This window comes from Paenibacillus sp. 1-18, from assembly GCF_000520755.1.
GTDB classification, from domain to species: Bacteria; Bacillota; Bacilli; order Paenibacillales; family Paenibacillaceae; genus Paenibacillus; species Paenibacillus brasilensis.
Genome location: NZ_ASSB01000360.1, coordinates 1 through 24,704, shown reverse-complemented (window position 1 = coordinate 24,704; position 24,704 = coordinate 1). Strand labels below are relative to the sequence as shown.

Genomic DNA, 24,704 nt, shown 5'->3' with positions numbered 1-24,704 from the left:
CACAACATTTCAGGATGGCAAGTCTTTTTTTTAGATTATAGAATTTACAAATTTTCAGCGGAGCTGAGAAACATCCACCGAATGCTGCAAAAAGCTTGTAATGGCTGGCTTGCGTGGGGCATCATTTTTATTTTGCTGTGGCTGGCCAGCGTGGGCGTATATATCGGCAGATTTGCTCGCTGGAATAGCTGGGATGCGATGTTAAAGCCCTTGGTCATCCTTACAGATGTTTGGAAATGGGTGAGCCTGGCAGGGGAAAGACAGCATTTGCTGTCCTTTAGCTGGCTGGTGTTTGGGATTACGGTCATTTTTTATCTAATGATGTATATCTCTTTAAGCGAGGAGAAGGACCTATAGGCCAAGGACACGTATTGAATGCATACGGTCTTCGGCCTTATTGCATGTGGCGAGCTAGTCGCTATCGTGGTCTTCAGCATGTACATCATAAAGCACGCGCACGAGCAAATCCTGACTAAAATTGCCGAATCTCTTGCCGAAAATAGTGAGCCCTCCTTTGTTCTCCGACTGATCGGATACGGATAAGCGGAGTGTAATGTCGCTTTTATAGTCAAGGCCAATTTCGTCTATTGTGACTTCTGATATACGGCAACCGTCAATGAAGCTGCCATGCTGATTGATGCGAATTAATTTGAGCATGCCATATTGATTCAAATGCGGTGGCCACCAATCGGGATTCAGGACTCCCGGTACTTCTCCAAAATCTCCGGGGCTGGTCCAGTACCCAATAGGGATACCATTGATGTGAAACCAAATATCGGAAGGATATTCCTCACAATAGCACGGTGCTTCTGAGCCCAGTTCTGTGGAAAATTGAATTTCCTTAAAAGATTGATATGCCTCCGCGATGGCTATGATTCTTGGCATCTTCATTTTTATCGTAACTTTGATTCAATTTAAAATGAATGAAAAATCGTCCTTTGATGGGGATTGATTTTCGCGGAAAGGAGGGAGTCTGATGATGTCCCATAGTCAAAGAACGAAAGTTACCAATATCATAATCTTTATTGCACTGGCCATTGGAGCAATTGCGATGATCGCACCGCTGCTGTGGATGCTGTCCACTTCGGTGAAAGAAAAGCAGGATGTCTTTGCTCTTCCGCCGGTTTGGATACCAGAGGTGTTCCAGTTTGGCAAGTACAAGGAAATTTGGGAAGCAGGACCTTTGCTAAGCGGGATCAAGAACAGTGTGATTGTGGCTGTAAGTGTTACCGTGGTGGGGACCTTTACATCCAGTGTGGCTGCGTTTGCATTTGCAAAGCTGAGATTTCCTCATAAAAATAAACTGTTTCTTGTACTCATCGCATCCATGATGGTTCCATATCCAACGGTTATGATTCCGCAGTTTATGATGTTTTCCAAGCTTGGTTGGGTAGATACGCTTTTGCCTCTGATTGTTCCCGGATTGTTTGGGAATGTAGTTATGATCTTTTTCCTGCGGCAGTATTTGCTCAGTGTACCGGATGCCATTATCGAAGCAGCCAAAATTGACGGCAGCTCTTATTTCCGCCTGTATTCGTCCATTACGTTCCCGCTCATTAAGCCGGCAGTGGCGGCACAGCTTATTTTATGGTTTATGGGAATTTGGAACGATTATTTGGAGCCGATCATTTACTTGAACTCACCGGAAACGCAGACATTACAGCTGGTTATCGCGAATTTTAATGCGACTTACGCCATTCAGACGGACTATCCGCTTATTATGGCAGCCTCCATTATAGCGTTGTTACCTGTATTAATTATATTCTTGATCTTTCAAAAACAAATCATTGAGTCAGTTGCCATTTCCGGTGTCAAAGGATAAGTGCGTCCATGGAAGGCACCGAGGAGCGATGGAAGACAGTCACGATATGTAATGAATAAAGGAAGGAGGAGAAGAACAGTTATGGTTATGCTGCTGATGCTAGGCCTATCCGGCTGTGGGGATAACACCCCGGACCCGGTGTATCCGCAGGCTCCGCCTCCTGATCACTTGTATGATCAAAGTACGATAAACGATGAACAGCGCTGGACCATCAACAATGCACATGACCCGGCGATTATCAAAACAGATCAGGGCTACTATGTCTATTCGACGGATGTAAAGACGGGTGGAGAGTTGAGGCCTGGTGTTATGGTGCGTAAATCGACCGACCTGATTCACTGGAACTGGGTTCAGTATGCATTGCCCGGCATACCCAAGGAAGCAGGAGCATGGTCATCAGCGACGAATCTGTGGGCACCGGATGTTATCAAGATGGGTGACACTTATCGGATGTATTACTCCGCCTCCACCTTTGGCAGCACGCGGTCAGCTATCGGATTGCAGACATCCAGCTCGCCGGAAGGCCCTTGGAAGGATGAGGGGCTGGTCGTTAAAACGGATGCGCATGACAAGCTGAATGCGATTGATGCCAATCCTGTGCTGGATGCGGATGGGAATCCGTGGATGGTGTACGGCTCTTTTTTTGGCGGTATCTACATTACTCGGCTTGATCCCCACGGGGAAGCTCAAGGAGTCCGGTTATGGGCAAAATATCGCTGCCAGAGACCGGGCAACTGAGGATGGTGCTGTGGAAGGACCCTACATTGTGTACAATCCAACCTTCCGTAAGTATTACTTGTTTGTCTCGTATGATTCCTTGTTTGAGGATTACAATGTTCGCGTAGCCCGCTCGGATTCCATCACAGGGCCGTACGTGGATATGAACGGACATGATATGGCAGATACCAGATATTTACCTCAATACGAGATTGGCAACAAGATACTGGGCGGTTATCAATTCAGTGAAGGAGAAGGCTGGATTGCGCCAGGTCACAATCCGTCCTGAAGGACGGAGAGGATTATTATATGGTACATCATGCGCGGGGAGAGACCGATAAGAGCTGGCCGTACCTGCATGTACGCAAAATATTGTGGACGGCGGATGGCTGGCCTGTCGTATCACCGGAACAGTATGCAGGCGAGAAGGAGCAGGATATACCTCAAAGGTTATTATCCGGCAGTTGGGAACGCATCCTGATGAAGCAGGAAGTGGACGGTCAGGTGCAAGCTGAACCACTCCGTCTGGAAGACGGAGGACGGGCGGCCAGCGGAGCTCTTGAAGGCCAGTGGAGTTTTGATGGCAAGCGTACTTTAACACTGGATTGGAGCGATACATCCGAAGGAACTAAGGAGCAACTGTTATTGCTTCCTTCATGGGACTGGGAGCTGGGTCGCCATACGCTAGTTTTTACAGGTATGAACAATAAGGGAATTTCAATTTGGGGTAAGCGTATCAGCTAATAACAAACCCAAAAATAGAGCTGAACTTTTGAAAATACATATGGAAACGGAGCAGGCGGAATGGTGCTGGACAAGCGGAGCGGTCGCCTTTGCCTCGGAATTTCCTCCTTTAATAGTACATTCAGGAAATTCGGGGGCAACAACGATGGTAAGCACCATCCGTCTGCGCAGTGGCGCTCCATGTAAATCTTAAGTTCAGCTTACAAATCACATATTACACATAGAGGAGAGAAAAACCATGAATCAACCTGTACCTTTTATTAATCCGGTCATTGAGCAACGGGCAGACCCTTGGATCTACAAGCACAGTGACAGATACTATTATTTTACCGGCTCTGTGCCGGAGTATGACCGCATTGAGGTTCGACGGGCCCGTACCATTCAAGGTTTGAATACGGCAGAGCCTGTCGCAGTGTGGCACAAGTATGAAACAGGTCCATTAAGCGCGAATATTTGGGCACCGGAAATTCATTTTATTCATGATAAATGGTACATTTATTTTGCAGCAGCTCGTACAACAGAAACGAAGGAAGGTCTGTTCGACCACCGGATATTTGTGCTGGAAAATGATTCTGCTAACCCGCTGGAAGGAGAATGGGTGGAGAAGGGACAAATCAAAACCCGATGGGAATCATTCGCTCTCGATGCAACAACCTTCCAGCATAATGGAGTTCTGTATTATGTGTGGGCTCAGAAGGACCCAGACATTGTCGGTAATTCCAATCTGTACATTTCTGAAATGAGTAATCCGTGGACGCTGCGTGGAGAGCAAGTGATGATCTCTACCCCTGAATATGAGTGGGAGGTCATTGGTTTTTAGGTGAATGAAGGAGCTGCGGTTCTGAAACGGAACGGGCGGATCTTCATCAGCTATTCAGCCAGCGCGACTGACCACAATTATTGCATGGGTCTGCTGACCGCGGACGAGAATGCGGATTTACTCGATCCGAAATCGTGGACGAAGTCTCCTATACCGGTATTCTGTACGAATGAGGAAACAGGTCAATTCGGACCAGGTCACAACAGCTTTACGGTTGCGCCTGACGGCAGCGATGTTCTCGTGTACCACGCTCGCAATTACAAGGAAATTACAGGCGACCCGTTGTATGATCCCAATCGTCATACACGCGTGCAGCCGTTGAACTGGAATGAAGATGGAACCCCTGATTTTGGTATCCCTGTGCCGGATGGAGTTCCCGTGGATAAATAAGAAGTAAAGTATTGATGCGTATAACAAGGTAAATAAGATATCTTCCAAGCTAAAGGCTTGGGGATATCTTTTTTTCATTCGTGAATGCAAGGGGAATTCTGTTTTGTTCAAGCATTTGATTGATAAAAATGTTTAATATTTTCCACGGGATGGAAACTGCAAATGTATGGTAAAGTGTAGTTTATAAAGGAATTTATCCAAGAGTTTTTTCCAAAGTCTCATGTGCATACCGAATCCGAATCACACGAGGTGAGAAAAATGCTGCAATCATTAAAAGCCATTGCTAACTATCGGAAAGAAAATGATCTGGCCTGGGATATGCCGACTTGGCTGAAGCTGCTCGTTTCGGCTGAGGAGCGTATTGTCAATCTGGAACGTATCCGCTCCATTGGAGAGCTTAAGGATGCCAATCCTGTTCTGGATTATGTGGAGCGTACGCTGCTCATTTTGGACGGGCTTCCATTGTCTTTCTGGATTAAAGAGCTACTGGAGGATGTGCTGGTATGGTCTGAGACGGCCAAAGGGGGTACAGGCCGCGAACGCCTGCGCTGGCAGCAGGAGGGCATTAATTTATTTGTACATAATATCGGCTCTTCCCAGCTATATGTCAGACAGGCTCAAGCGGAGTCCCCTGCGTATCCGCGCAACAGCATGACCCGGATTTTGATTGAGACGCATGGACTTATCGGACAGTATATACGGGGCGAAATTCCTTTTTCGGAAAATCGGCCGTTGCTGGAAATTACTCGCAAGGGCTGGCTAAGCGCCGAGGAGCTGGAGCTTGTTTTACGTGCTCTGAACGAATGTATCATCGCCGGGGTAGATCCAGCTCTATGGGAGCAGGTACGTAGTGAAGTGGAGCAGTTGATCGGCTGGATCGCATGGGATAACGTGCCTGTAGTTTGGGGCGTAAAAGAACGGCTGCAGAGATTGCGGTCCGTTTCTATTCATGAAGGGGAGCCGTTTGAACAGGCTTATGCGGAGTTAAAGCGTGAGCTAAATGTGGAAAAGGCGCTTGCTCCGCTGGAGAATCGCACGCTTTGGTATGTAGAGTCAGCTTTGAAGGATTTTTCGCTTGAAGAGCTGGTAAAGGTGTTTTTACTCGCGCTGAGAGAGGGTACGGGACAGGAGCAGCCAGCTACGGTACGTCATATCAGCTTTGAATCTCTCATGAACACGATGTATTATGATTATCGTGGTGTCAAGAAAATTAACGTATACAAAAAACGAATGATTGAAAAATATCTGAGTGCGCTGTCCTGGCAGGATCTTTTAAAAGGAAAGCGGAAACATAACCCTCATTTGAATGTGATCGTGGAGCATAAGGAGGAGCTGCCGAGCACCGTATTTTTTAATTTTGCATTTTCATCTGCGGCTGAGAAGCTGATTGACTTTTGTATTGAGGCAGAAAAAACGCCGCTGTATGATAAGGCCGTATTGCTGCTGTTCGATCTGTTCGGCTTACGGCGTGATGCTTATGATCGTTTTCACAATGAGGAAACGTATCTTACGGATATGAACCAGACTGTAGATTACAAAAGGGTCATTCTGGACTACGTGACCGGAACCCGCATTCTGGATATTGGACCTGGCGGGGGCGTGCTGCTGGATCTGATTGAGCAAGAAAGGCCGGATGCAAAGCCGCTAGGGCTTGATATCTCTGTGAATGTTATTGAAGCACTTAAACGGAAAAAGCAATTGGAGGGTCACCGTTGGGATGTGATCAAAGGGGATGCGCTCCGATTGGAGGAATTTGTGGAGACGGGGAGCATGGACACGGTCATTTTTTCTTCCATTCTCCATGAGCTGTATTCTTACATCGAACGAGATGGAACCCGGTTCAATCCGCAAACAGTGGAGGCTGCTCTGGAGAGCGCCTATCGTGTGCTGGCACCCGGCGGACGCATCATTATTCGTGACGGCATTATGACCGAACCGATAGAACAGCGCAGACGTATCCGGTTCCTGGAGCCGGACGGGATGGAATGGCTGATGCGTTATGCCGAAGATTTTGCAGGCCGCCAACTTGAAATAGAGCGTGTGAGTGAGTCTGAGACTGTTTTGCCTGTGAACGATGCGATGGAGTTTCTGTATACCTATACCTGGGGGGCAGAAGCCTATGTGCATGAAGTGCAGGAGCAGTTTGGTTATTTTACCCCTTCACAGTATGAGGAGTGTATTCGTAACACACTTGGCCCACAGGCGATTATTCGGGTGAACCGCCACTATTTACAGGAGGGTTATACCAAGGCGTTGTCCAAGCGTGTTGAGCTGACAGACGAGCAGGGACAGCCGGTTCCTTTGCCAGACAGTACCTGTCTGATTGTGATTGAGAAGCCGGAATAGGGCTGGAATTATTAATAGTTGGAGTTGCTAGATATTTGTTGAACAAGAGGATGCCTTCTGATTTGCGTCATGCGCGATTAGAAGGCATTTTTAGAAAATAACGGAAGGTGTGTTCATGTATGTCCTCGCATGTAGAGATATCCGAATATGATCCGCAGTGGGCGAAGGAGTATGCACGGGAGCGAACGAAAATTATAGAGGCTCTCGGAGAACTATGCATCGGCATAGAGCATATCGGCAGTACGTCCGTTCCTGGTCTGGGAGCCAAGCCTATTATTGATATCATGGCTGGGGTGGAGGATTTGGCCAATATTCAATCTGATCATCGTGAGCGCTTGCTTGGTAATGGATATGAATATGTACCTAAACCTGATTTTCCAGAGCGGGCTTTCTTTCGCCGTGGAGAATGGGGAGCAGGCACTCATCATTTACATATTTATAAGTATAAAGGAGAGCATTGGCAGAATCATCTGCTGTTCCGTGATTATTTACAGTCACATCCGGAGAGCTTGCGGGCGTACACTGACCTGAAAAAAGACCTGGCGCAGCAATTCACATATGATCGTGCAGCATATACCGAAGCCAAAGGGCCGTTCATTCGGCAGATTATTGAGCAGGCACGGCATGAAAAGCCTGTCTAGAAAGAAGAAGAAAAAACAGATCTGTTTTTCTTGACAAGTTTTGCATATAATACAGGAGAAGTAGCTGGGTGAACTTAATATAAAGGAGCTGTGTTGAAGATGTCAAAACGTTTGATTCCTTACATCACGATGAATGGAAATGCCAAAGAAGCAATCGAATTTTATGAAAAGGCATTGGATGCTCAACTGCTTTTTATTCAAACCTTTGGTGAAATGCCGGAAAATCCTGATTTTCCGATTCCCGCTGAGATCAAGGAACGTGTTGGACATGCTACTCTTAAAGTTGGTGAGACCGAGCTTATGTTTTCCGATACCTTTCCCGGATCGCCGTTCAGCAGCGGGAACCAGGTGAGCATCTGTATTACAACCGACAGTGTGGAGCAAGCCCAAACAATGTTTGATGCTTTACAGCAAGGAGGACAGGTGGGTATGCCCTTGCAAGAAACCCATTTTAGTCCTGCCTATGGGAATGTCACAGATAAGTTTGGTGTCACCTTTCAAATTTTCACAGAGGCTCGATCATAAACAATGGAAAACGGTCAGATTTCGCTATTTAGGCGATCTGGCCGTTTTTTGCATGAATGCCCTCGTTCAAGAGGTTGCTCCATGTTGGCGAAGACATGATCCAAAAGGACTTGCACAGCGTCAGCATGACCGTAATGTGCTGCAAATCCCAATGAAGGAGCACCATGAGCGGTATGGGATTACAGGTAATTGTTTTGACTTAGCGATCTGGCTGCTGCACGAGTTTAAAAAAGAAGGAATTGAAGCTTATCCTATCGGCCATGATTTAGGGACAACAGAGGCACACGTCGCTGTTGTCCCTAAAAATGAAGATGGCAGACGTTATTTATGCGACTTGGGAGACCAATGGTTGATTCCAGTATTAGTAGATGCAGATCATCCAAGCTTTACATCAGAGAGATTAACAGGCTTTTTTCCAGCAGCAGAAATTGAGGTCCAACCGCATCAGGATACGGTTACAATCTTATATCACAGACCTAATGGTAAAATGAGTAGTCAGAAGTTCGATCTTGTACCCTTGGAACTCTCGTCATTTTGGAAGGCGGCGGAAATTTCTCAGAACACGATAAAAAAGTCGCCTTTGCCGGGGGATTCTAACCTTATAACTAATTTAAAAAGAATCCCCTGGCAACAGCGATCGGAAGAACCATCCACTCGCGGAATGGACCTCCTCAGCATCACCTAAACAAACTATTTTCACATATACCTATTACCTACACTCCAAAATTAAAATCATCATCAGTCAGCGGCTCTACATTCATCGCCCGCACGTAGCCATTTCCTTTTTTAGAGAAGAAGTCATGCTGCTTCGTGTGGGTGCTGATGCCGTTGAATACGATCGGGTTAACCTCTTCGTCTTCAAACAACGGATCAAAGCCCAAGTTCATCATGGCCTTGTTGGCATTGTAGCGCAAGAAGACTTTAACGTCGTCTACGAGTCCAATAGGGGCATAAATCTGCTCGGTGTACTGTTCTTCGTTATTGTGCAAGTAGCGCAGCAAGCCTACCAGCGTCTGGTAGAGATCGCGTTGCTCTTCCTCGCCCAGCTCCGCATAAATCTCCTGTGCCAGCACACCTACATATACACCGTGAATACTTTCATCTCGCAAGATCAGGTCGATAATTTCTCCGCTGCATGTCAGCTTGCCCTGACCTGCCAGATAGAGAGGGTAGAAGAAGCCGCTGTAAAATAAATAGCTTTCCAACAGCACCGAGGCGGCCATTGCGAGATACAGGTCTTTCGGTGTATGGATATTCATATAATACTGACGAATGGTTTCCGCTTTGGTTTGGAGATGCGGATTCTCTTCCACCCAGCGGAATACACCGTCAATTTCTTCCGTGGAAGCCAGTGTTGTAAAAATACTGCTGTAAGACTTGGCATGAATCTGCTCCATCATCGCCATAAAGCTGAGTACGGCTTTACGTTGCAGCCCGTCCACATGCTCCATAATTTGCGGCATCCCCACACCGCCTTGAATGGTGTCCAGCAGGGTCAAGCCGCCCAGCACCTTCATGTAGGCTTCTTTTTCGATATCACTGAGGGTTACCCAGGACATTTTATCATCAGACAGTGGAATTTCATCATCTGTCCAAAATTGCATAATGTTCTGGTTCCAGAACATCAGTGTGAAATCATCGTCCGAGCGATTCCAGTTTACAGCTTGTATACCTGTCATTGTTTAGCATTCTCCCTTCAGCTTGCGAGATTCCCCAGGATCTCAATAAAAGTGATGCAGGCGAATCATCGGATGCTTGACATACGGAAGCTGTATCCGCAAGGCTGTGACCCAATCATACCCGTAATGGGCCGAACGTCACTCTGGATACAGCTTCTAATGAAAAGCATTTTTATATCATCAAATTTCTAATCATCATGCTATCCATAATGCTTTAGATCGAGCAGGTGAGACACTCTTCCACAGACAGCTTTTTGGTACGTGTGTAGTACAACGATTTAAGTCCTTTATGTGCAGCGTACAGGTAGCAACGGGCTAACTGACGTGTAGTCACATCACTGTTCACATGAAGCACTGTCGAGATTCCCTGATCCACGTGAGGTTGAATTTCCGCAATCAGGTCAAGCACTTTGAACTGATCCATTTGATAAGCGGATTTATAGAAGAACACATTATCTCTCTGCAAATAAGGCATTGGATAGTAGGTTGTCGAATTTGCATAAGTGCGTGTCTCAATCTGCTCAACAATCGGCATGACGCTGGATGTCGCATTTTGAATATATGAAATGCTGGCAGTTGGCGCAATCGCCATACGGTAGGCATGGTACAGACCATTTTTCATCACGTCCGCTTTCAGCTTGTTCCAATCGGCTGGAGACGGAACATAAATACCGTTGAACAGCTCTTGCACACGTGCGGTTGTCGGACGGTAATCCGTATTCAGATAACGGTCAAAATACACGCCGGTCGCATAATCCGATTCCTCGAACCCGTAAAAGCTTTGTCCAGCCGCTTTCGCAATTTCCATACTTTTCTCTATGGAATGATAGTTCATCGTCATGAAGAAGGTACGGACAAAATCCTTCGCTTCGTTGCTTTCATAAGCAATTTTGTTTTTGGCAAGGTAGCCGTGCAGATTCATAACACCCAGACCAACGGAATGCATTTCACGGTTTGCTTTGGCAACACCCGGTGCATTAGCCACATGTGTCATATCGCTGACCGAGGTGAGCGCAATCATGCCCTCATGAACGGATTCGCGGATTTTGCCATGCTCCATCACATTGACAATGTTCAGGGAAGCCAGATTACAGCTCACATCGCGGCGAATGGTATCCTGTTGTCCATAATCGGTAATCTCGGAAGTTTCCTGCAATTGGAATATTTCCGTGCACAGGTTCGACATCTTGACTTGACCCACGTTTTTAAGAGCATGCGCCTGATTGGCGTTACTTTTGTTCATAATATATGGATAGCCGGATTCCAGCTGAATCATGGCAATTTTCGTCAGCATGTCACGTGCGCTCATCGCTACTTTTTTCTTCACTCGGTCATCGGCGAGCAGCGTATCGTACATTTCATCCAGATCCATGTCGTCCAGATGCGTTCCATAGGCTTTATACACACTGTACGGAGCAAATACGTGCAGCGGTTCATTATCCTGAGCCAGCTTGTAAAAGCGGTTCGGCACCAACAATCCGATCGAAAGTGTTTTAAGGCGCACTCTTTCGTCTGCATTGATTTTTTTACTATCCAGGAACTCCAGTACGTCCCATCCGAAAATGTTGTAATATGCTGCGCCTGAGCCCTTACGTTGCCCCATTTGATCGGCGTAGGAGAAGCCGTCTTCCATTAGCTTCAGTACAGGCATAATACCTTTTGCTGCGCCTTCTACGCCTTTGATCGCTTCGCCGCGTGCCCGCAGCTTCGACAGGTTAACCGCGACACCGCCGCCGATTTTGGACAATTGCATACAAGTGTTCAGTACATAGTTGATTGAGTTCAGGGAGTCGTCCATTTCGAGCAGGAAGCAGGATACCAATTCCCCGCGGCGGCTTTTGCCTGCGTTCAGGAAGGTGGGTGTCGCTGGCTGGAGACGTTGCTCCATCATCGAGCGGGCCAACACGCGCGCCGTATCGGCATTACCGCGTCCCAAATGCAGAGCGACTGCTGCAACCCGGTCAGGATAATGCTCCAGATAGACCTTACGGTCATTACTTTTCAGTGCATAATCGGTATAAAACTTGGATGCTGCCATATAGGAAGGAAATTTAAAATGATAGCTGTGCGTGATATGGAAAATATCATTAATTTCATCCGCCGTATAGCTATTATAGAAATTCTCGTAATAATCATTCTCAATCATGTACAGCACTTGAGCCGCTGTATCAGCAAACTTCAAGCTGCGTTCCTGAACTTCCTTCATAAATTCTGCTACAGCCTCTTGATCCTTTTCCAATTGGAAAAAGCCGTCTGTATCGCGTTTCATCAACATGTTGTTCAATTCAATATGCCGCAACTCGGCTCACCTCCTGTTTAAAACGCTCTACATCTCCGAACGTTCCAGATAATTCAAATTTACTAATCACGGGGACATTGTAATGATCGGCAATCAAATCTGCGCTTTTTGCAAAGCTCTCGCCCCAATTCCGGTTGCCGCTTGCAGCTACACCAACGAGGTTTTTAGCGTTTTTTTGCAAAAAGGAAGATACCCTCTCAGGTATCTGGCCAAACCCCGTTGTATATGTAATGAGTACGTAAGGTTCATCTATAGTCATTTGCTCCTGGATCTGAACTGCCGGAAGCTTGAGCTTTCCAATAAATCTTTTTACATTGCCGGTTTTAGAATCATAGGCAATCAGCATTGTAGGCATCCTCCTTAACAATTAACGAAAAAAAGAAAACGGTATTACCCGCTTTTTAAAATGTTGGACTCTATATTTACATGATTTTCATACCTGTATCTTCAAGATATCGGGCAAAAACACGTTTTTTACACTATATTTAGAGTACATTCTCTATTTTATATCTATATATAGTTTTGTCAATCGGTCCAGAGGGGAGCGGAGGGCCCAGATCCGGTATAAGTCCAAGCGGGGTGCGGAAAAGAGCGAAAGAACTTTTTTTTCGTAAGTATGTTAAAAAAGTATTGGAGTTTTTGAGGTTGAAGATGTACCATTTGTCAATGGGCAATAGAATGGAAAATTTACATTTTACTGTAGAAAGGATGAAGTAGATGGGAGGTAGCTATATGGATCAGGCTGAATCATTTAATACGATCTTTTTTAGCGTGTTTGGTATTATTGCTCTTTTGATGATTATCGTTATTGGCAAGACGATAGGAGCAGGGCTTTCCAACCAAGCTGCCGAGCTGGTCCAACGTCCATGCAAGGTTGTGGATAAGCGCACGAGGGTACGCGGAGGGTCAGGCGATTTTTCGGCTTCAACAAATTATTATATTACCTTTGAATTTGACGGGGGTGAACGTAAGGAGCTGGAGGTGAAGGATAGGGACTTCGGTATGATTGTGATCGGGGACCGTGGTGAGCTTCATTATAAAGGTACACGTTTTGTGGAGTTTGTGAGAATCATGGAAGCATAAAATGTGTTGGTAGAGAGCTGGAATACCTGAAAAAATACATACCGGAGGGCAGATGACGATGCCGCATATCATTGGGGAACGAATTGTATTGAGAGAGTACCGTCTGGAGGATATACCTGATATCCGAAAATGGGTCAATGACCCGGAAATTACACATGGTTTAAGCGATGTATTTATCTATCCGCATTCACAGTTCAATAGCGAATCCTTTGTACAGATGATGGTTGACGGCAGCTCCGAGATCAAAGGCTTTGTCATTGCGCATAAAGACACACTGGACTATATCGGGCAACTGGATTTATTTAAAATCAACTGGGTGAATCGGCACGCCACACTTGGAATTGTGATCGGATGTGACGGTGATCTGGGCAAGGGCTACGGACGGGAAGCGATTCGGCTAATACAGAAATTTGCATTTCATGCTCTGAACCTGCATCGGCTGGAGCTGGAGGTCTATGCGTTCAATGAACGTGCACACCGTTGCTATCTGGCTTGCGGCTTCAAGGAAGAAGGGCGGCTACGGGAAAAGCTATTCAGGGAAGGAAAATATTATGACATCATTCAGATGGGGATTTTGCGAAGTGAATATGAGGCTGTAGAGCAAGCGAAGGAATCCTGAAAGTGAAACCGTATAAGTTATTTTACTTGGTTTAATCCGGACAAAACGAGCGAATCATAGAAGCCCGCGAAATTGCGGGCTTTTGGGGTGGATACCTGATATATTAAACTTTTTATTCGTAATATCCCTCGGTTGATTTGCGGAATTGTTTGAATTGATTAATATCATGTCCGAACCATACTTGAGAATTCGTCCGTGCAGCCAGTGTGCGAATTTTTTCCACCGTATCCCGGTAACCAAGCAGATCATAAATAATACCTGGCGGCTTGACGGGTGGACCGTAGCTTTCCGCTGAATAGATAGCGTCCGAAGCAAGGATGATCCCCCCTGTCTCCGGCAGTTCAATATGCAAGCCTATCATCCCCCAAGCATGCCCGCTGCCAAAGTTGAGAATGTTGATACCTTCAGCCAGTTCCAGGTTATCCTGATGGCGTTTGATTGTTTTCCACTGCAAGTGATTTTTGATCCATGCATTAATGTCCGCCCAGACATAAGCTCCTTCCTTTACATTACGGGCATAGTTCTGCAGCGCACCGTTCAACTCATCCTCATGTACGATAACGGTAGAATTCGTAAACATTTCCAAACATCCCGCGTGATCCAAATGCAAATGGGAGGCAATGACGTACCTAATTTCCTCAGGTCTTACATTCAATTGCTCCAGCCGGTTATGCAGGTAACATTCCTCACTGGCCACCCAAGGGGATGCCAATTGCGTTGATTCGGCCCAACGCCCTTCGCTGCCCATCGAGTTAGGATTACATGCTGTATCAAACAAAATCTTTCCCTCAGGGTGGTCGATCAATACTGTATAGATGGGGAATTCAGTGAACTCTGTTGAGGCATTAGGATTGTTAATCGTGGCCGGATTATGCATGGCGATTATCCAGTTCTTGTCCATGCTCATTCGTCCGTTATCCATCACATACAGCTTAGGCCGCGGTTTAATAATATTTGACATGTTCGTTTCCTCCCAATGAAGAGTAATTTCCAAGTGAATCTCTAGCTTCACTCTTGACGGTTACGCTGCCGTAGCGGCAGGTATAGACATATCCTAATATAAAATCTAAACTTACATAAGGAGGCACTTTAATGTGTCCAGGGTACTTTTAGGTGCATAGGAGGGGAAAGGATTTGACATCTTCAACCACAAATAAACAACCCGACATCACGCTGGCGGGTTGTGGCTATAGCAGAGTTCTTGAGATTATTTCCAACAAGTGGACGGCACTCGTCATTTACGCATTGGAGAATGGGCACATCAGATACGGGGATATTTCCAGAAGAGTCGAGGGCATTTCCAAAAAAATGCTGACACAAACGGTGCGTAAGCTGGAGCGGGATGGGCTAGTCCAACGCCATATTACACCAACAGTACCCCTTACCGTGGAATATTCGCTAACCCCTTTAGGCGAAACCTTACTTCAACCAATGAAAGAATTAAGACAGTGGGGCAGAACGAATTATTCGCATGTAGAGGAGGCGAGAGGCAATTATGATCTGAAATACAGTAAGTGAAGATTTGCAAAAGAATCTCTAATGAGTATCGTTCTACATTTGAGTATCGTTCTACATTAAAACGGAGTAGTCGGATGGTGCTGTACAAGAGAAGTCCCATCCGACTGCGTAGTGGCACGAAGTAGTACGATAGGTAACTTTTAAGTTCAGCTTATTTGATCGTTATTTCTCCCCGTACCATAGCTTCAGCCGATTTTGGATCAGGCCGGTGTAGACTTCTTCAGCCTTTGGCACACCCGCTTGATCCAGCTCCTGCAGCATGTGGTCATAGACGGTGTCGAACTGATCCGGCTTGGCAAGTACAGCCTCAGGAATCCGTTTACGTACAATATCCTGCGACTTCTGATAAATGACATTGTAGTTCGTGTCGGTCGGAACAGGCATATTGTAGGCGGCACCCCATTCTTTTGCCGGAAAATCCTTTTCATTTGGAAACAGATCCTTCCACGTGTGGGCCTTGTATGCCTGAAGGGATTCTTTTTCAGCTTGACTATAATTCTCGGTAATCATCTCTGGATAGTTGGTTGTGTAGTAATTGCCAGAGGGGTCCTTGACGCTGTCTCCATAATGAGGTCCCCATATCCAGTACAAACCGATACCCGACTCTCTGGTAAAGGAAGCATTATCAATGTTTTTGTGCTGCTGTACGTCAGCCGGAATGACTCGTTTGCCGTTCTCTACATTGTAATGCTGGCCTTCAATTCCCCAGTTGCGTAAAATTTGTCCTTCGTCAGAGGCGAGAAAATCCAGAAACTTGATGGCACGCACCGGATTTTTGCACGAAGTTGTAATTCCAATGCCGTACGCAGCGTCAAATCCAACCGGCTGGAGGGAATGATCCTCATATTTTTCATTTAAAGTGACCGGAAAATGGGCGTAGGTGAATTCATCCTTGCCTGCTGCCTTGAGGGCGTTTTCGGCATCCTGGTAGTTCCATTCCTGATCAATGAGTCCAATGACCCGACCTGCGGCGATCTTGGATTTGTACTGATCGCTTTTTTGTACAAAAGTATCTTTATCCAGCAGTCCTTCGTTGTACATATGATTCAGCCAACGGAAATATTCCCGTTCCTCTGGGCGCTTATAGTGAAGGATGGCTTTGTGTGTTTTGGGATCAATATAATACTCACCATCGTCCGGTCCGCCTGTAGCGGTCACGGCCGGATTCGTCACGGTAATTTGAAGTTTCCAGTCTTCGGCATCAAGTGAGAGGGGAATGGTAGGCTGGCCGTTGGTGGTGGGATATTTGGCGACATAGTCCTTGAGTGCCTTTTCAAAATCCTGAACGGTACGAATTTTGGGGTATCCCAGCTTCTTAAGTGCCTGATGCTGGATTTCAAAGCCGGCCTGTGCATCAAATGCGATGTGATCTACGCCCAAATTGGTTGGAATCGTATAAATAGCAGGATCTTCATTGCTATATTTGATACGGTTAAAATAGTCTCCGTACACTTTCTTGATATTAGGACCGTATTTGTCAATCAGGTCGGTTAAGTCAATGAGTGCTCCTGCATCGACCATCTTTCCAACCTCCCCTTTGGGATAGACAAGGTCTGGATACTCTCCACTGGCCGCCATCAAAGCAAATTTTTCCTCACCTCGGCCATTGACTGCATATTCGGCATTGAGTGTAACACCCGTTTTTTTGATAATTTCCTGCCCGACCGCGTCTTTCATGTTGTTCCAGTTGGAGCTGGAATCACCGCCAAAAAAGGTTAAGGTAATGGGACTGGTGTCATCTGGGTTTTCTTTTGATGCTGTACTATTTGTTCCGCTTGCGCAGCCCGTTGTCACGAGCAGCAGCAAGCTCAGAAGCAGGATGGAGCTTTGGCGTACCGACCTGTTTTTGAACATTTGCAAATCCCCCTTATTAAGTATGATTCACATAATGTAAGTGCTTTCAATAGTAAATTTTAGGAAATAAATAACTCTGCGTCAAGTGATTTATGATGATTCGTTATGTGGTTTGTTTTTTTATTAGCAAACATATTTTGGTGGATGATATGGATTCGCGCAAATATATCGTTTGATGATCTAAAACAATGTATGCTACGATGGTACCAGTTTATGGGGTACACCCGTGTATTTGAAAAAAGGCAGAAGTAGACTAGATTCCGAATAGGGTTGGGTGAGAAAATGCGTGGAAAAGTAACGTTGCAGGAAATTGCCGATGCGGCGGGCGTTTCAAAATTCGCTGTTTCGCGTGCATTATCAGGCAAGCCTGGTGTAAGTGAAGAGACAAGGACGGTGCTGGTCAAGTTGGCTGCCCAGATGGGCTATTTTCGCAATCATCCAAAAGTGACCGGAGTAGAGCCGCGTGATACGGATGCCGGGGAATGGTCGGGAACTGTGCTGGTGTTATTTCCAAATATAAGACACCAAAACAGGGAATCCAGATACTGGGGGCCTGTATTTGAGGGAATATCCGAGCGTTTGAAGCGCAAGGGAATGGATATGGTCACGTTAACGGAGCCCTCGACTGAAGATATGTTTTCGTTGCTGAACCCGGAAGCGATCAAGGGGATTATTACGGTAGGGTCGGTTTCAACGCCGATGCTGCTGAATATTTATCGGATGGGTATTCCGGTCGTCATGGTAGATCATTGGGATGCTGCATTTTTAAGTGATACGGTGTTTACGGATAACCGCACATGTATGAGTGAATTAATGAAGGACCTGCTGCGCAGAGGCTATACACGTTTTCAATTTGTTGGTCATATTGCCGATGCTCACAGTTTCTATGAACGCTGGGAAGCTTTTCGCTCCACACTGGAAATGAGCAGCGTACAATTACAGCAGAACAAAACCTTTCTCCAGGGGGGAGTGCAAGCACTGAATGAGGAATTGGACAAGCTGACCGAGAACGAGCTGCCAGAGGTGTTTGTGTGCGCCAATGATGTGACTGCTACGCAAGTGGTGGATGTGCTGAAACGGAAGGGAATTGACGTCCCGAGGCGCTGCGGGGTGACTGGATTTGATGATACGAATGAACAGATGCCGATTTATGCGACGGTAAGAGTGGATAAGGAGCTGCTGGGAATGCGTGCGGTAGATCAATTGTTATGGCGCATAACCAACCCCGATTCGCCTGTCGAAAAAAAGCTGCTGCACGCAGAGCTGGTTATTCGGGAGCGACATGCACCGCGAGTCAATCGGGAGAATGATGACCATGAGCGACCAATCAGCTCAATCAGATATAGCTAGTATTCGGATAACATTAACTTATCTCCATTGATGTGGAGAGATATAGATGTCGCTTTTTAGCCTGTTTAAGGCCAGAGAGCGACTTTTTTGGTTGTTGTGCCAATGTCTTGCAAAAAAACAATTTGACTAATTTGTTAGCTTGATGTTATTTTTGTTATGTTCAAAGAGAAAACCAGATGTTCCCAATCATCCTTACAGGGAGGCTTTGTGATCATGGTCAATGTGATAGTGTTGGATAGCTGGAGGTTTAGGGAAACGCAAAGTGATGAGTGGTTTCGTGCGCAAGTGCCGGGTTGTGTGCATACCGATCTTCTACGGCATGGGCTAATTCCTGATCCGTTATCGCTATAAACGAGGCCGAGGTACAGTGGATTGACAAGCAGGATTGGATCTATGAAGCTTGCTTTCAGATCCATGCAGAACAGCTTCAATGTCAACGGATAGAATTAGTGCTGGAAGGCCTGGACACTTATGCGACTGTAAAAGTGAACGGACATTGTGTTTTGTCGACTCATAATATGTTTCGGCAATGGAGACAGGATGTGAGGGCTTTTGTTCAACTAGGGGAAAATCAGCTGGAAATTACTTTTCGTTCTCCGATTGCTGAAGATATCCCCAAGCTGGAACGGTTAGGTTATGCGCTCCCTGCACCGAATGATCAATCCGAAGCTGATGGCTTGGCAGACAAAAAAAGTAAGCGTTTTCGCGCGCAAGGCTCCCTATCATTATGGTTGGGATTGGGGACCGAGGCTGGTGACGAGCGGCATTTGGAGAGAGGTGCGGGTTGAGGCTTGGTCCGGTATGATCGTGAGAGACTTATTTATTCGACAGGATGAGGTGAGTGCAGAAGAGGCCAGGCTCACGGCGGTAATAGAAGTGGACAATGCGGGAGAGGCAACGGAGGCCGAGCTGCGTATCCTCGCTGACAGCAAGGTGTGGTCGAAGCCTGTTCACCTGCTAAAGGGAAAGCGAACAGTTGAGCTGGAGCTAGCTATAGGTAACCCGAAGCTTTGGTGGTGCCGAGGGCTGGGAGAGCCCCATCTATATACGTTTGCAGTCGAATTGGTTGAGCTAGAGCAAGGAGCCGTAATGGCGAAAAAAAAGGTGAAAACAGGTCTGCGTTCGATCCGGCTTGTACGCGAACCGGATGCAGAGGGAGAGAGCTTTTATTTTGAGCTGAATGGAGTCCCGGTGTTTGCAAAGGGAGCCAACCATATTCCGAATGACAGCTTTGCCACTGAGGTGACGAAGAAACGATATCGGCATGAAATTGCCAGTGCGGCTGCCTCCCATATGAATATGTTGCGGGTTTGGGTGGTATTTATGAGGAAGACGTATTTTATGAGCTTTGTGATGAATACGGCTTATTGATATGGCAAGATTTTATGTTTGCATGCAGCATGTATCCGGGAGATAAGGCCTTTTTGGATAATGTGGCACAGGAAGCTGAGGACAACATCAAGCGACTGCGTAATCATCCCTGTATTGCGTTATGGTGCGGCAATAATGAGATTGATTCGGCATGGGCGCATTATGAGGAGAACGGAGGCTGGGGCTGGAAAAAGGATTACACGCCTGAGCAACGGGATCGCCTGTGGAGTGATTATGAAACACTCTTTCACCGGATTTTATCGGAGGCGGTACACACCTGGACTCCGCAGACAGCTTATTGGCCCTCCTCTCCGCTCATTGGCCTGACCGGAGATCGAAACCAGCATGCGCATCCGTCCTCGAAGGCCGGGGATGTTCACTACTGGGGGGTATGGCACGCATCTGAGCCATTTGAGCATTACCATGTACATGTGGGACGTTTTATGAGTGAATATGGTTTTCAGTCCTTTCCTGAATATAAGTCAGTGCGTGCTTATGCGGAGGAGAAGGACTTGGCGCTGGAATCTGCGGTAATGCTGGCGCATCAAAAGAACGGGGCAGGCAATCGCCTGATTAAAGAATATATGGAACGGTATATGCGGGAACCAAAGGATTTTACATGTTTTCTTCTCATGAGCCAGGTTTTACAGGCCGAATCGATGAAAATGGCCATAGAGTCGCATCGCCGTCACAAGCCCTATTGCATGGGAACATTATATTGGCAAATGAATGACTGCTGGCCGGTTGCATCCTGGTCGAGTATGGACTATTTCGGTCGTTGGAAGGCGCTCCAATATACGGCGAAGCGCAGCTTTGCCGATGTGCTGTTAAGCGTGGCGGATACAGAGCAGGGCAATAAGGAGCTGCACATCGTCAACGATACGCTGAAGCCGATTGCTGGTACGCTGCGGCTGACGCTTTTGCATATTCGCAGCAGTAAGGTGATCCGTGAAGAGGACATTCAGGTAGAGCAGCCAGCCAATGGTGCAGGGATCGTACATATACTGCCAACCGCCCAATGGCTGAACGGCCTAAACCGTGCAGAGCATATGCTGGTCGCATGTCTGACACAACATGGTGAACAGGTGACCTCCTGTGAAGTTTATTTTGCAGATACCAAAGCGATGGATTTACCGCAGACAAATATTAAAATAACCGAGGTACACGGCAGCAGGGGCAGCAGCTTTATGCTTTGTTCGGATGTGCTTGCCAGACATGTGTGGCTGTCGGCTGAACGGGAGGGCATTTTCAGCGATAACCATCTGGATCTGGCCCCCGGTGTTCCGAAGATCGTGGAGTTCATGGGCTTGAGCAGCGGCGCCTCAGCATTTGAGGCAGCTTCACCAGGCACTTTGACGGTGCAATCGTTGATAGACTGGATACAAGGTTAGGGAACCGTAAAGGCTTATCCGTCTTTAAGTGAGAATGGATAGGTCTTTTTGGTATTACTTTTTATTTTTACATGATATGTATAGCGCTTTCATTATGTTAATATATATAACAATGAAAAGCTTGAAAATGAATTATTAACGGATAATTTGTAAGAATTCTATCTATTAAGCATCTAAATTTGGGTAGAATAGGTTCAAAGTATAATCGAGAGTGCGCTAAAACTGACATCATAAGTATGCTTATGTTGAATGAAGCTCTATAGAGAGGGTCGGAAGGCATTAGACGGCAAGGGGGGACATGATGCGAAAGAGCTGGTATAGGAGATTGCTTTTTTCCTATTTCCCGATTTTTATGTTGACAGTGTCGATTCTTATTTTCTTATCCTTCCTGATTGTGAACGAGATATCGCGCAATGAAACCGGCAAAGCAAATCGGATCACGACTGGATTTGTGATGGACAGTGTGGAAAATTCACTGACGAAGGTAGAGATGGATGTTTTAAATGAGGCCGAGACGAACAAGAGCTACAGCACCTTCCTGAATGGACAGGCTCAAAGCGGCAGCATGATGCTATATGATCTGGTAGGCAGCCTGCGTACGCTGAAGGATAATCACGAGCTGGTGCACTCTATATTATATTTACCGAACGAAGGATCATAAGGTATTGACCACGAGTGGCCTTCAGGATGCTTCGACGTTTGTCGATTATCCGTACATTGAGCAGGCGCTCCGGTCGGAGGATCGGCAGTGGTCGCCAGTGCGGGAATGGAAGGAACCGGGCAAGCATACATCAGAACGTGTGATTTCGACGTATAAGCGGCTCCCCTTGCCGTTTGGGGGACAAGGACTGCTGGTGATCAATATCGGTGTGTATCCCTTGGAGCAAGTGATCGGTCAAATGACGAATCCGGCTGTTTCCTATCTGGTGATTAACGATGGCAGCGGACATGTGATTTATCCGGCTGTATCCGGAACCGAGGATGCTGTAAAAGCAGAGGGCGGGCAGCAGCTGACTCATCTGCTCTCCCCCCGGCTAGGATGGAGCTTTGATAGCGGCATTCGTGCCGGGCAATTGTTCGAATGGGTATCTGTGATCTCTTATGTCTGGATTGCGATTGGATTGGCTGTAGTGATATTGGCGGTGGTCTACATTATTTATGTGACCCGCAGAAATTACAGACCAATTCAGCTGATGATGCAGCGTATCCAGCAGCTGCCCGACCGTCCGGGTGAGGAAAACAATAAGGATGAGCTGTGGATGATTGATCATGCGCTGCAAAGCCTGATTCGGCAAACGGTGGATTATGAACAGCAGGAGCATGCGAATATACTCATTCGGCGGCGGCAGCTGTTCCTTGATCTTATGGAAGGTACAGCCACGGAAACGGTAGAATTTCGGCTGAATAATCTTTCTCCTTTTGCAGATGGCGAGAAGGGGGAGGCTATTCCGGTCTATGCTGTTATGGTGGTAGAACTGCACGATCTGGACCTGCCGCAGGCACCGGACGGGGAATCAGCAGGCACCGGACGGGGAATCAGCGGGCAGCGGACGTTCAGAGGATCACCGGGATGCGGATCAACGTTTGAGCCTGTCGCTGCTTGGTGTAATACAGGAGCTTGCAGCCACCTATGGATGGCAGGGCTGGGCAGAATGGATGAGCCGTGAAAGAATCTCCATTTTGCTGCGGAAAGAGGAAGGCGATGGGGAAGGTCTGCTGGGAGTGAAGCTGCAAGAGATGGCGCAAACGGGCTGTGAGTGGCTGCATGGGCATCTGGGGGTACAGCTTACAATTGGAATTGGCGGCCAAACTCACGAGCTGAAACATATTCAGGATTCCTATCGGGCCGCTGTTTCTGCTCTGCGATATCGGTTAACGCTCGGGGTACGCGATATTGTGACCAGTGATCAGGTTCCGCAGGCGAATGAAATTCCGTTATATTCGTATCTGCCGTTGATTTCGGAGACGATTCGTTCGTTTCGGCTGGCAAACCATGATTGGCGTATACAGCTGGAAGGACTATTCGGGGCGATGGAAACGGACAGGCTGAAGGATGGGGATATTTTAACGATAGTGCGGTGGCTACAGGGCTGCTGGAACGGGAAATGCGCGAAATGAAGGATGTATCGGGCGCGCTGGATCGTTATTTTAACGGGTCAGAGGGACAGCGCTGGAAAGCTGAGGTTGAGTCGGCTTCCTCATTGCGACGTTAAGTCTGTTTTACGGTGTGGGACGCTGGAATGGATTTCAGGATACGCTGATGTATATCCAAAACCCTGATTTATTTCCGTTACAGCTCAAGTTGTATCAAATGATTCAAAATAACATGGTATCCGAGTTGACCAGGCTGGAAGGGGCCAGCGGCGCGAGGATTACGCCTGAAGGGTTGAAGGCGGCGAGTGTCATTTTCGCTACGGTACCGATTTTGTTGGTTTATCCGTGGCTGCAAAGGGATTTTGTTAGCGGCGTGATGGTCGGAGCGGTGAAAGGATGATGACAATGAAGGCGAAAGGGGAATACTCCTTTTCCACCTGTTGGAATATAAAAAAGCATACCGTCGGCCGAGAGCTTATTGAGGAAATCCGCGAGCTGGGCTTTAGCCGGGTGGAGCTGAATTATAACATTACCCGGGAAATGCTGACGACGATTGAGCCTATGATTGAACGGGGAGAAATCGGCATATCGAGTGTGCATAATACGTTTCCTCATACACCAGACCCGGATTACGGCACGGATTCCGTTCTGCTCGGGTTTGATGACGAGACGAAGCGAAAACGCGCGATAGAGCTGCTGGTGCAATCTACGGAATATGCGCATCGTTACGGGGCGAAGGCAGTGGTTGTGCACCCCGGAGAGGTTCCGTTCCCTTACGATATCAGCGGTGAGCTGGAAGTGATTTATCATGAGCAGGGCAGAGATTCGGCAGCTTATCAGACGCTGTGGGCACAAATGCTGGAACGTCGGAACTCACTGAGCGGGCATTATGCACAGCGTATTCGCGACAGCTTGGAAGAGGTGTGTGACCGTATTGTCTCCAAGGGGGATGATGTAGCCATTGGTATTGAATCGCGTTCACGCTGCTATCAAATGCCTACCTTACAGGAGGCGAAAACGATCATAGATGGCCTAAAGGGTGCGCCTGTCTATCTATGGTATGACATTGGACACGGTATGATCATGGATCGAATGGGATTGTACGATAACGCCAAGGAAGCCAATGAAATGATCGACTATATTCTGGGTGTCCACATTCATGAAACGATCGGATTATCCGATCACTGGTGTCCTTATATTCATAGCGGTGATCTGGAGTTCTTTGATCGTTTTGTGAATATCATCCGGCAGATCCCTATTAAGGTCTATGAGCTGAAAGCAGCTTGCCAGCCTGAAGATATTGAACGCAGTCATGAACTGTTGACAAACAAGATAGCGAAGCTTGAGCCGCAGGGCTGATGAACGATTATGCATATTACAGGGGCTGAGAGGAATGTACAGTAAAATTGTAGCGATCAACGATGCCTGGGTGAAACCAGGC

The 24,704-nt window shown here is 46.9% G+C and carries 19 protein-coding genes and 6 pseudogenes; 19 read left to right on the top strand and 6 right to left on the bottom strand.

What is annotated here, in order from left to right:
• Positions 1–81 precede the first annotated feature (81 nt).
• Entirely contained in the window at positions 82–357 is a 276-nt protein-coding gene (locus L693_RS0124490; protein WP_231503757.1) for a DUF1361 domain-containing protein, read from the top strand.
• 54 nt (positions 358–411) lie between these two features.
• On the opposite strand, the pseudogene L693_RS30800 reads toward L693_RS0124490, so the two are convergent.
• A pseudogene (locus L693_RS30800) lies at positions 412–858 on the bottom strand (transcriptional regulator); the annotation flags it as partial.
• On the opposite strand from L693_RS30800, the pseudogene L693_RS32530 reads away from it, so the two are divergent.
• The 8 genes and pseudogenes from L693_RS32530 to L693_RS0124450 all read left to right on the top strand — a co-directional run.
• Positions 854–952, top strand: a pseudogene (locus L693_RS32530) (carbohydrate ABC transporter permease); the annotation flags it as partial. The pseudogenes L693_RS30800 and L693_RS32530 overlap by 5 nt on opposite strands.
• A 27-nt stretch (positions 953–979) precedes the next feature.
• A complete protein-coding gene (locus tag L693_RS0124480; RefSeq protein ID WP_025720770.1) occupies positions 980–1,822 on the top strand; it encodes a carbohydrate ABC transporter permease in 843 nt (280 codons plus the stop codon).
• A gap of 81 nt (positions 1,823–1,903) precedes the next feature.
• Positions 1,904–3,283 (top strand): annotated as a pseudogene (locus tag L693_RS32020) (arabinan endo-1,5-alpha-L-arabinosidase).
• Between the two features lie 238 nt (positions 3,284–3,521).
• A pseudogene (locus L693_RS0124470) lies at positions 3,522–4,493 on the top strand (glycoside hydrolase family 43 protein).
• A 258-nt stretch (positions 4,494–4,751) separates the two neighbouring features.
• The gene (locus L693_RS0124465; protein WP_025720768.1) at positions 4,752–6,839 is read left to right on the top strand and encodes a class I SAM-dependent methyltransferase; all 2,088 of its coding nucleotides are present in this window, start codon (positions 4,752–4,754) and stop codon (positions 6,837–6,839) included.
• Positions 6,840–6,958: 119 nt separating this feature from the next.
• The gene (locus tag L693_RS0124460; RefSeq protein WP_025720767.1) at positions 6,959–7,480 is read left to right on the top strand and encodes a GrpB family protein; all 522 of its coding nucleotides are present in this window, start codon (positions 6,959–6,961) and stop codon (positions 7,478–7,480) included.
• A 99-nt stretch (positions 7,481–7,579) separates the two neighbouring features.
• A complete protein-coding gene (locus L693_RS0124455) occupies positions 7,580–8,005 on the top strand; it encodes a VOC family protein (protein ID WP_025720766.1) in 426 nt (141 codons plus the stop codon).
• Entirely contained in the window at positions 7,968–8,690 is a 723-nt protein-coding gene (locus tag L693_RS0124450; RefSeq protein WP_197030054.1) for a hypothetical protein, read from the top strand. Before L693_RS0124455 ends, L693_RS0124450 begins: the two co-directional genes overlap by 38 nt.
• Before the next feature lie 28 nt (positions 8,691–8,718).
• Here L693_RS0124450 and nrdF read toward each other — a convergent pair whose 3' ends face one another.
• The 3 genes from nrdF to nrdI form a co-directional block, all read right to left on the bottom strand.
• Positions 8,719–9,684: a class 1b ribonucleoside-diphosphate reductase subunit beta gene (gene nrdF / locus L693_RS0124445; RefSeq protein WP_025720764.1), complete on the bottom strand. Its 966-nt coding sequence runs from the start codon at positions 9,682–9,684 to the stop codon at positions 8,719–8,721.
• A gap of 214 nt (positions 9,685–9,898) precedes the next feature.
• Complete coding sequence (nrdE, locus tag L693_RS0124440) at positions 9,899–11,983, bottom strand: class 1b ribonucleoside-diphosphate reductase subunit alpha (protein WP_025720763.1); 2,085 nt, start codon at positions 11,981–11,983, stop codon at positions 9,899–9,901.
• Positions 11,970–12,329 (bottom strand): class Ib ribonucleoside-diphosphate reductase assembly flavoprotein NrdI, encoded by a 360-nt coding sequence (nrdI, locus tag L693_RS0124435; RefSeq protein ID WP_025720761.1) that lies wholly within the window; start codon positions 12,327–12,329, stop codon positions 11,970–11,972. The genes nrdE and nrdI overlap by 14 nt, the downstream gene beginning before the upstream one ends.
• A gap of 371 nt (positions 12,330–12,700) precedes the next feature.
• On the opposite strand from nrdI, the gene L693_RS0124425 reads away from it, so the two are divergent.
• On the top strand, positions 12,701–13,066 hold the full coding sequence (locus L693_RS0124425; RefSeq protein ID WP_025720759.1) for a DUF2500 domain-containing protein: 366 nt from the start codon (positions 12,701–12,703) through the stop codon (positions 13,064–13,066).
• A gap of 58 nt (positions 13,067–13,124) precedes the next feature.
• Positions 13,125–13,685: a GNAT family N-acetyltransferase gene (locus L693_RS0124420; RefSeq protein ID WP_025720757.1), complete on the top strand. Its 561-nt coding sequence runs from the start codon at positions 13,125–13,127 to the stop codon at positions 13,683–13,685.
• A gap of 112 nt (positions 13,686–13,797) precedes the next feature.
• Here L693_RS0124420 and ahlS read toward each other — a convergent pair whose 3' ends face one another.
• Positions 13,798–14,646, bottom strand: a complete 849-nt coding sequence (gene ahlS / locus L693_RS0124415; protein WP_025720755.1) for an AhlS family quorum-quenching N-acyl homoserine lactonase — start codon at positions 14,644–14,646, stop codon at positions 13,798–13,800.
• Between the two features lie 173 nt (positions 14,647–14,819).
• Between ahlS and L693_RS0124410 the strand changes: the two genes are divergently transcribed.
• Complete coding sequence (locus L693_RS0124410) at positions 14,820–15,203, top strand: winged helix-turn-helix transcriptional regulator (protein WP_025720753.1); 384 nt, start codon at positions 14,820–14,822, stop codon at positions 15,201–15,203.
• Positions 15,204–15,365: 162 nt separating this feature from the next.
• Here the strand turns inward: L693_RS0124410 and L693_RS0124405 are convergent, their stop codons facing one another.
• Positions 15,366–17,057 (bottom strand): ABC transporter substrate-binding protein, encoded by a 1,692-nt coding sequence (locus L693_RS0124405; protein ID WP_025720751.1) that lies wholly within the window; start codon positions 17,055–17,057, stop codon positions 15,366–15,368.
• A 282-nt stretch (positions 17,058–17,339) separates the two neighbouring features.
• Between L693_RS0124405 and L693_RS0124400 the strand changes: the two genes are divergently transcribed.
• From L693_RS0124400 to L693_RS0124375, 7 genes and pseudogenes are all read left to right on the top strand, one after another.
• Complete coding sequence (locus L693_RS0124400) at positions 17,340–18,407, top strand: LacI family DNA-binding transcriptional regulator (RefSeq protein WP_025720749.1); 1,068 nt, start codon at positions 17,340–17,342, stop codon at positions 18,405–18,407.
• 213 nt (positions 18,408–18,620) lie between these two features.
• Positions 18,621–21,169: pseudogene (locus L693_RS0124395) on the top strand (beta-mannosidase).
• Between the two features lie 298 nt (positions 21,170–21,467).
• Positions 21,468–21,830: a hypothetical protein gene (locus tag L693_RS28490; protein WP_197030052.1), complete on the top strand. Its 363-nt coding sequence runs from the start codon at positions 21,468–21,470 to the stop codon at positions 21,828–21,830.
• A 4-nt stretch (positions 21,831–21,834) separates the two neighbouring features.
• A complete protein-coding gene (locus L693_RS28485) occupies positions 21,835–22,836 on the top strand; it encodes a hypothetical protein (RefSeq protein WP_049825270.1) in 1,002 nt (333 codons plus the stop codon).
• Positions 22,754–23,287, top strand: a complete 534-nt coding sequence (locus L693_RS28480; protein ID WP_155983932.1) for a hypothetical protein — start codon at positions 22,754–22,756, stop codon at positions 23,285–23,287. The genes L693_RS28485 and L693_RS28480 overlap by 83 nt, the downstream gene beginning before the upstream one ends.
• Before the next feature lie 79 nt (positions 23,288–23,366).
• Positions 23,367–23,663, top strand: a pseudogene (locus L693_RS0124380) (ABC transporter permease); the annotation flags it as partial.
• On the top strand, positions 23,660–24,622 hold the full coding sequence (locus L693_RS0124375; protein WP_025720746.1) for a sugar phosphate isomerase/epimerase family protein: 963 nt from the start codon (positions 23,660–23,662) through the stop codon (positions 24,620–24,622). The pseudogene L693_RS0124380 and the gene L693_RS0124375, both read left to right, overlap by 4 nt.
• Positions 24,623–24,704: the final 82 nt, after the last annotated feature.